This is a genomic window from Caulobacter sp. P4_E5 (genome assembly GCF_056401555.1).
In genome coordinates this window covers 1-8080 of sequence record NZ_JBFUJD010000142.1, presented here as the reverse complement: position 1 = coordinate 8080, position 8080 = coordinate 1, and the positions used below count along the sequence as shown (strand labels likewise).

Genomic DNA, 8080 nt, shown 5'->3' with positions numbered 1-8080 from the left:
TTCCAATAGTAAAGAAAGGCCTAAACAAGACGGCTCCTCAACAATCCGTAGTGTCTCGATGTGAAACACAAGAATTAAAGAGCGTTAATCCCTATGATCAGCGCTTAATATTCAGAAGTTCTTCAAGCATCTGATCTGCGGTTGTAATGATCTTCGACGACGCCGAGTAAGCACGCTGGGTCGTGATCAGGCCCGTGAACTCCGTCGACAGGTCGACAGTCGAAGCTTCCAAGGTCGAGGGCGCCAACCCGCCGGCTCCGCCCTGGCCCGGAGCCTTCAGGCTGTAGGTGCCGCTCTCATTGGTGACGCGATAGGCGTTGCCGTTGACGCCCTTCAGGCCGTTCGGGTTGCTGAAGGTGGCCACGGCGACCTGGGCGATCCGGCGAGTGACGCCGTTGTCGAAGATGGCCGAGACATAGCCGTCGTCATCCACCTCGATGTTGGTCAGGTTGCCGAACGCCGTACCGTTGGTGTTCACCGACTGGACGACCGACTGGCTGTTGTACTGGGTCAGGCCGCCGGCGGCGTTGGCCAGGTCGATCTGGACCGCCTGGGTGTCGATGCCCAGGGCGTCGGCCCAGGTCGGCGGCTGCGGGGTCGGCGGCACCGTCACGGCGACCGGCGGGGTGCCCGAAGCCTGGATGGTGATCGAGGTCGGGTTGGTCAGGCCGAACAGGCCGCCGGTGCTCTGCAGCTTGCCGTCGGTGGTGAAGGTGACGATGCCCGTGCTGATCAGGCCGTTGCCGTTGTTGGCCAGGTCGCCCGGCTTGGCGCGCAGTTCGGCGTACCACTGGTTCGGGCCGGGGCCTTTCAGCATCGACAGGGTGACCGTGCGCTGGCCGCCCTTGGAGTCCGACAGCGGGATTTGGATCTCGAAGTCCGGCTTGACGCCCTTGGTGTTGTCCTGGGCGTAGTCCGACATCGACCAGGTGGCCGGGTCGTACAGCTTGCCGGCCTTGGCGTCGGCGTCGTCGGCGGGCGTGCCGCCGATGATCCCCAGGGCGGTGAGGCTGACCGTGGTGCCCGCGCCGTCGATCTCGACGGTCGAGAGGCTGGCGCTGGGCGTCACGCCCTTCGGAGACAGGGTCGAGCTGACCAGCGCGCCGGTGGCGTCGTAGCCGACGACGCCGGTGGCGACGATGACGCCGTTTTCCTTGATGTCGACCTGGTACTCGTTGTTGGCGCCGACCGGGTTGGCGACGCCGGTCGAGCTGTAGACGATGTCGTAGTTGTGGTTCACCGACGGCGTGGCGCTGTCGGGCACGTTGGTCTTCGACGGCGAGCCGGCCGTGCCGACCTTGTACGAGACGGCGGCGGCCACCGGCTGCTCCGAGCGCAGGTTGGCGTTGACGCCGACGCGGGTGGTCTTCTCGGCCGTGCCGCCGACGGTGCCGACGTTGATCGACGACAGCTGCATCAGGTCCGACGGGTCGGGCGTGATCATGCCGCTGACCGGATCGGCCAGCCAGCCTTGCAGATAGAGGCCGGCGTCGTTGCGCAGGTAGCCCAGGTTGTCCAGCTGGAACGAACCGGCGCGGGTGAACGAGCGGGTGTCGGTCGCGGTCAGGTCTTCCGGCTTTTCGGTGGTGACGAAGAAGCCCGAACCCGAGATCGACAGGTCGAGGTTCGAGGTCGTGGACTGGGTCAGGCCCTGCTGGCTGACATATTGGTGCGTCTGGGCCTTCACGCCGCCGGCGCTGTAGGCCTGGTTCTTCGAGCCCGAGGTCACCAGGGTCGAGAAGTTGGCGCTGGAGCGCTTGTAGCCGACCGTGTTGACGTTGGCGATATTGTCCGAGATGGCGGCCAGGGCCGACGAGTTCGCGATCAGGCCGGAGACGCCGGCGAGCATGGCGCTGTTGATGCTCATGACTGAATTCCTGCTTCTAAATGGGGTTCGAAGGGTTCAGCGCTGTTTGCGTTTGGGTCCGGGGGAAGACCGTCTTCCGGGGGACCGCGTCGGCGTCGTTCTGACGCCCGTTCGATGGGTGTTCGTCGGTGTTAGGCGGCGACTGGGGCGGGGGGGTTCTTCACCCCCACCACGTTGTCGATCGGGATGGAGACGCCGCCGACCATGATCATCGTTTGACCGGAGGCGTTGTCGACGCCGGTCACGACGCCTTCGGTGCGGCCCTTGATGTTCGTGGCCTTCAGCTCCTTGCCGTCGCCGCCCTTGGCGGTGACCGCGATGGTGTAGACGCCGCCGTCGGGCAGCTGGGCCCCGCTGTCGTCCTTGCCGTCCCAGGTGATCTCGTGGTTGCCGCTCTTCTGGTCTTCCGGCTTCAGGGTGCGGACGACCTTGCCGGCGGCGTTCTTGACTTCCACGGTCAGCGAGGTCGAGGCGCCCGGTTGGGTCCACGAGAACGTCGCCTTGTTGTCCTTCAGGGTCGAGGTGGCGGAGGTCGCCGTCACCTGCTTGCCGATCATCGAGACGCCTTCGGACAGGCCCGTGCCGGTGTTCATGCCGACCAGGGCGGCCAGCAGGTCGTTGGTGACCAGCTGCTGCTCGACGCCCGTCATGGAGGTGATCTGCTGGGTCATCTGGGTCGTGTCGGTGGGCGACAGCGGATCCTGGTTCTTCAGCTGGGTGGTCAGCAGCTTCAGGAACGTCTCTTTGTTGGCGGCGAGAGACGTGCGGGAGTTGTTGATCTTGTCCAGGACCGACGAGGTGTTCTGCGACGAGACGGCGGTAGCCATGGCTCGTTCCTTCCTTAGATCCGGATGTCCAAACCACTGTCCGCGACCGTCTTCAGGCCGGGCAGCAGTTCGGGGGTGAGGGCGATGTCGTCTTCGGCGTTCATGGCGGCCTTGAAGGCGCGACCCGAGAAGGCGCGCTGGCCTTGGTCGTTCCAGCCGTCGAAGGCGAAGAAGGGGTTCGGGTTCTGGCCGCCGTTCTGGCTCGACACGTCGAAGCTCAGGGCGTTGTCGGCCACGTTGAAGCCGGCGTCGGCCAGGGCCTGGCGCAGCTCGTTGGCCTTGCCGCGCAGCTCCTGGGCGGCGTGGACGGTGTCGAACTTCAGCGCTGCGGTCAGGGCGCCGTCGCGGCCGATCTCGATGCGCACGTCGACCTTGCCCAGATTGTCCGGGGTCAGGGTCACGTCGAAGCGGGTGGCCTTGGCGTCGGCCTTCTTGACGATCTCGGCCGACAGGGCCGCGACGGTCTCGGGCGAACCGCGCACCGGCGCGGGGGCGGCGGCCTGGGCGGTGGCGGCCTGAGCCTGGACGACCGGGGCCGGGGCGGCCAGGGCGTTGGTGTCGATCGCGGCGCTGGCGGCGGCCGGAGCGTCGACCGAGGCGATCGCCGCGGTGGCGGTCTCCGAGCCCTTCGAGTCCGTGTTCGTATCACCCTTGTCGGCGGAGCCGGCGGCCACGGCGGTCACGGCCTGGGCGGTCTCGACGGCGACGGCGTCGGCGGCCCTGGCCTGGGCGGCCAGGGGCGACGGCGCGGCCTTGGGGGTCTCGGCGGTCTTGGTTTGGGCGGCGGCTTCCGGCGCGGCGGCCTCGGCGACGTCGGCGACGACCTCGGTCGCGACGACTTCGGCTGCGACCGGCGTGATCTCGGCGACGATCTGGGCCTGGACGGGCGCGGCGAGCGGTGCGGCGACGGGGGCCGGGGCGGTCGGCTGGGCGATCGCGACCTTGGGCGCTTCGGCCGGCTTGGCGGCGTCGGCGGTCTTGGTCTCGGCGGGCTTGGCGTCCGTGGTTTGCGGCGCGGCCAAGTCGTCGACCGCGACCGGGGCCGCGTCGTCGGCGCCCAGTTGAGCAAGAGCCTCCAAGGCGGCGGCGTCCACGGCCTGGCCTTCCGGCGCGACGGCGGCTTGAGCGACCGGGGCGGCGGCGGGCTGGGCCTGAGCGGCGGCGGTCGGCTGGGCCGGAGCCGTCTGAACGGTCTGAGTTTCCTGGGCGGCGACCGGGGCGGCCTCAACGGCGGCGGCGAAGTCGGCGACCGGGTCGACCGCGACGRCCGTGGCGTCGACCGCCGGCGGGGCGTCAGCGACGACCTCGGCCTGGACCGGGGCTTGCACGGGAACGGTCATGGCCGCGATCAGGGTGGCGGCGGCCTGGGCGGCGGCGTCGGTCGCATCGACCTGGCCGGCGTCGTTGTCCGAGGTCTTGTCCGAAGTCTTGTCGTCACCCTTGTCGGCGGCGGTGTCGCTCTTGGCGCCCTTGGTGTCCTTGGCGGCGACGACCCGATCCGAAGCCTTGTCGGCGGCGGCGTCGGCCTTGGCGTCCTGAGCGGCGTCGGCGCGGTCAGCGGCCTTGGTGTCGGTCTTGCCGTCAGCCTTGACGGGCTTGTCGGCGGCCTTGACGTCACGATCCGCGTCGCGGTCGTCACGCTTGCTGTCCGGCCGCGAGGGGGCCGAGGCGCGGGGCGCCGGCGTGTCGTCGGTCCTGCCGGCGATCGACAGCAGGGCGTCGAAGCCGTCGCTGGACGACTTGGCGCCTGCAGCCGGGGTCGGCGCGGCGGGTAGAGCGGCGGTAGGGGCGGCGATCGCGGTCATTCGCAGTCGGTGCTCGGTTGGGGGCGGCGGTCCATGATGAACACGCCGGTGTCGGCCTTCCTCTGAGCAACGGTCGGGCCAACTCGCCAAACGCCTCACAACTCCATGATTTAATTCGTTTTAATGGCTTGTTTACGAAGCAAAATCGCTCCCAATGCGGCGCTTTTTGCCGAGTCCGATCGGTCGCCAAGGACGGGAGTTGCCGCGTCGCCGCGTCGCAAGGGCGCCCCTGGCCCAGTTGGCGCCGTCCTTGCGCAGTGTGACCTGTCGAATTTCCGACCGCCGGAACATATCGCCATGAATTTCAATGGCTTGGTACAAATCAGGGGCTTGATCCCCTCCCCCGCCCGGCAAGTTTCGCCGGGCAAGGGCGCGTCATCTGTTGCGCGGTTTGCCGAGCACGAGCCTGCCGAAGCCGGACGCTTCCGTCCGGCTTCGATGAGCAGGCTCGATCTTCAACGCACTTCTAGGGGAGTCTCCGCATGTCGCTGAATGCGATCATGAACACGGCGACGTCCGGCATGATGGCCGCGCAGACGGGTCTGCGCGTCACGTCGGACAACATCGCCAACGTCAACACCACGGGCTACGTCCGCAAGACGATCGCCCAGTCGAACCTGCTGTCGGGCGGCATGGGCGTCGGCGTCAGCATCGACGCCATCAAGCGCGCGACCGACCGCTTCCTGCAGTCGGCCAGCCTGAACGCCGGCTCGGACAGCAGCCGCGCCGCCGCCATCTCCCAGGCCCTGAACACCGCCCAGCAGCTGTTCGGCGACCCCAGCGGCGACACCAGCTTCTTCTCGACCCTGGACGACATCTTCACGGCCTTCTCCTCGGCCCAGGACGATCCGTCGTCTTCCCTGCTGCGCACCCAGGCGCTCACGCGGGTGGACGACTTCCTCAGCGAGTCGAGCCGGATCACCTCGTCGCTGTCCAAGCTGGGCAAGGACGCCGACACCCGCATCTCGGCCGACGTCGACCGGGTCAACGACCTGCTGAGCCAGATCGACGGCCTCAACACCGACATCACCCGCGCCAAGGTGGCCGGGGCCGACGCCACCGGCGCCGAGAACGTCCAGAGCGGCTTGGTCGACGAGCTCTCCAAGCTGATGAACGTCCAGGTCAGCCCGCGCACCATGGGCGGCGTGGTCGTCCGTTCGACCGAAGGCTTGAACCTGGCCGGCGACGGCGCGGCCAAGGTCACCTATCAGACCTCGGCCACCGCCACCGGCTATCTGACGGTGCAGCTGGCCAACGGCTCGGTAATGCCGACCCCGCTCAACATCTCCAGCGGCGAGATGAAGGGCCTGATGGAGGTCCGCAACACCGACTTGGTCGCCCTGTCCGACCAGTTGGGCGAGTTCACCTCGCGCGCCGCCGAAGAGATCAACCGCGCCGCCAACGCCGCCTCGTCGGTGCCGGCCGCCACCACGCTGAACGGCCGCAACACCGGTCTGGACGCCCAGTCGGCGATCACCGGCTTCACCGGCAAGACGACGATCGCCCTGGCCGACGCCAGCGGCGTGATCCAGCGCCGGATCGACATCGACTTCGACGCCGGCACGATGAGCGTCAACGGCGGCGGCGGCCCGGCCTTCACCCCCGCCAACTTCATGGCCCAGCTGAACACCGCCATGGGCGGCCAGGGCACGGCGGGCTTCGCGGGCGGCGCGCTGAACCTGAGCGGCGTCGGCGGCCTGGGCGTGGCGGTCGCCGACGACGCCACCACCCCGGCGGCCAAGGCCGGCAAGGGCTTCAGCCACTATTTCGGCCTCAACGACATCATCCGCACGAACGGCTATTCGCCGTACGAGACCGGCCTGACCGCCTCGGACCCGAACGGCTTCACCTCGGGCACGATGACCATCCGCCTGACCGACGTCGAGGGCGGTCGGATCCGCGACATCAGCGTCGATCCGCCGATCGGCGGCTCCATGCAGGACATGCTGGACGCCCTGAACTCGCGCGCCGCGGGCACGGGCCTGTACGGAACCTTCTCGCTGAACGGCAAGGGGCAGATCAGCTTCGCCTCGAACACCACGACGCCGGTCAGCATGTCGATCGTGGCCGACACCACCGAGCGCGGCGCCGGCGGTCCCAGCGCCAGCCAGCTGTTCGGCATCGGCCCGGCCGAGCGCAGCACCCGGGGCGAGAAGTTCTTCGTCAACACGGCGATGGACCAGAACCCCAAGCTGCTGCCCTTCGCCCAGCTGGACCTGACCCAGGCCGTCGGCGGCAACCCGGCCCTGGCGATCGGCGACGGCCGCGGGGCCCTGGCCCTGGCCAAGGCCGGCGAGACCACCACCAACTTCTCGGCCGCCGGCGACGCCTCGGGCGTCACCATGACCGTCTCGCGCTACGCCTCCGACTTCAGCGGCTCGATCGGCCGCCGGGCGGCCACAGCCGAGAGCCGCAAGGACGCCGCCGAGGCGGTGTCCAGCGAAGTCGACAGCCAGCGCCAGTCGGAAGAGGGTGTGAACCTCGACGAAGAGCTGATCAACCTGACCACCTACCAGCAGGCCTTCAACGCCTCGGCCCGCCTGATCCAGGCGACCAAGGACATGTTCGACGTGCTCGTCGGAATTATGGGGTAAGCCATGACCCGCGTCTCGACCGTCCAGAACTACCACATCATGACGTCCAACCTGATGCGGGCCCAGATCCGCCAGAACGACGTCGGCGACCAGGTGTCCAGCCAGAAGGTCGCCAGCGACCTGAAGGGCTACGCCAAGAATGCCGAGGTGCTGACCGCCATGCGCGGGACCCACACCCGGATCAACGGCCTGCTCGACCAGACCAAGCTGGTCACCAACCGCCTGGAGATGCAGGACACCGGCATCGGCCGGGTGGCCGACGCCACCAAGAGCGGGCGCGACGCCATCGCCAACGCCCTGGCGGCCGGCAGCGCCGCGACCCTGATGCAGCAGCTGCAAGCCAATTTCGGCGACGTCGTCCAGGGGATGAACACCAAGTCGAACGGCCTCTACGTCTTTTCCGGCGCCCAGACCGACACGGCCACGACCTCGGCCACGGCCATGGCCGACCTGACGGCCGCGCCCTCGACGGCGTCGCTGTTCCACAACGACCAGTACATCACCACCAACCGCGTCGACGAGCAGACCAGCGCCAAGACCGGCGTGCTGGGCGACGCGCTGGGCACGGGCGTGTTCGACGCCTTCAAGCAGGTGCAGGCCTATGTCGACGCCAACGGCCCGTTCACCGGCAACCTGACCGACACGCAAGTCACCTTCCTGAGGGGCCTGCTGCCGACCTTCGACGCGGCCTATACCGGTGTCATCGACCTGCAGGGCAAGAACGGCGTGACCCAGAAGCGCTTCGAGGGCGCCCAGGCCGATCTCTCGAACCAGGCCGACACCCTGACCACCATGGTCGGCGGCATCACCGACGTCGACATGGCCGACGCCGTCACCCGCCTGGAGTCGGCCAAGCTGGCCGTCCAGGCCTCGGCCCAGGTGTTCAGCAGCTTGCAGGCCTCGTCGCTGCTGAACGTGCTGAAGTAGGGGCAGAAGATGCTCCCCCGCGAGGCGGGGGAGCTGTCGCGGAGCGACTGAGGGGGCCAA

Annotated in this window: 5 protein-coding genes; 2 read left to right on the top strand and 3 right to left on the bottom strand. The window is 68.3% G+C overall.

Translation table 11 applies throughout. From position 1 onward, the window contains the following. Nucleotides 1-97: 97 nt before the first annotated feature. From flgE to AC1DSO_RS24435, 3 genes are all read right to left on the bottom strand, one after another. The gene (gene flgE / locus AC1DSO_RS24445) at nt 98-1867 is read right to left on the bottom strand and encodes a flagellar hook protein FlgE (RefSeq protein ID WP_477071278.1); all 1770 of its coding nucleotides are present in this window, start codon (nt 1865-1867) and stop codon (nt 98-100) included. 131 nt (nt 1868-1998) lie between these two features. Then, nucleotides 1999-2694 (bottom strand): flagellar hook assembly protein FlgD, encoded by a 696-nt coding sequence (locus AC1DSO_RS24440; protein ID WP_477071277.1) that lies wholly within the window; start codon nt 2692-2694, stop codon nt 1999-2001. Between the two features lie 14 nt (nt 2695-2708). Further along, nucleotides 2709-4499, bottom strand: coding sequence for a flagellar hook-length control protein FliK (locus AC1DSO_RS24435; protein WP_477071276.1), 1791 nt, complete (start codon nt 4497-4499; stop codon nt 2709-2711). Nucleotides 4500-4981: 482 nt separating this feature from the next. Between AC1DSO_RS24435 and flgK the strand changes: the two genes are divergently transcribed. Together flgK and AC1DSO_RS24425 are read left to right on the top strand one after the other, a co-directional pair. Beyond that, nucleotides 4982-7093 carry a flagellar hook-associated protein FlgK gene (gene flgK / locus AC1DSO_RS24430; RefSeq protein ID WP_477071275.1) on the top strand — a complete coding sequence of 704 codons (2112 nt, stop codon included), beginning with the start codon at nt 4982-4984 and terminating at the stop codon, nt 7091-7093. Nucleotides 7094-7096: 3 nt separating this feature from the next. Next, nucleotides 7097-8020 carry a flagellin gene (locus AC1DSO_RS24425; RefSeq protein WP_477071274.1) on the top strand — a complete coding sequence of 308 codons (924 nt, stop codon included), beginning with the start codon at nt 7097-7099 and terminating at the stop codon, nt 8018-8020. Nucleotides 8021-8080 lie beyond the last annotated feature (60 nt).

What these genes read in the sequence shown, in the direction of transcription:
- flgE (WP_477071278.1), bottom strand. Translation starts at nt 1,867, where the DNA reads ATGAGCATCAACAGCGCCATGCTCGCCGGCGTCTCCGGCCTGATCGCG.
- AC1DSO_RS24440 (WP_477071277.1), bottom strand. Translation starts at nt 2,694, where the DNA reads ATGGCTACCGCCGTCTCGTCGCAGAACACCTCGTCGGTCCTGGACAAG.
- flgK (WP_477071275.1), top strand. Translation starts at nt 4,982, where the DNA reads ATGTCGCTGAATGCGATCATGAACACGGCGACGTCCGGCATGATGGCC.
- AC1DSO_RS24425 (WP_477071274.1), top strand. Translation starts at nt 7,097, where the DNA reads ATGACCCGCGTCTCGACCGTCCAGAACTACCACATCATGACGTCCAAC.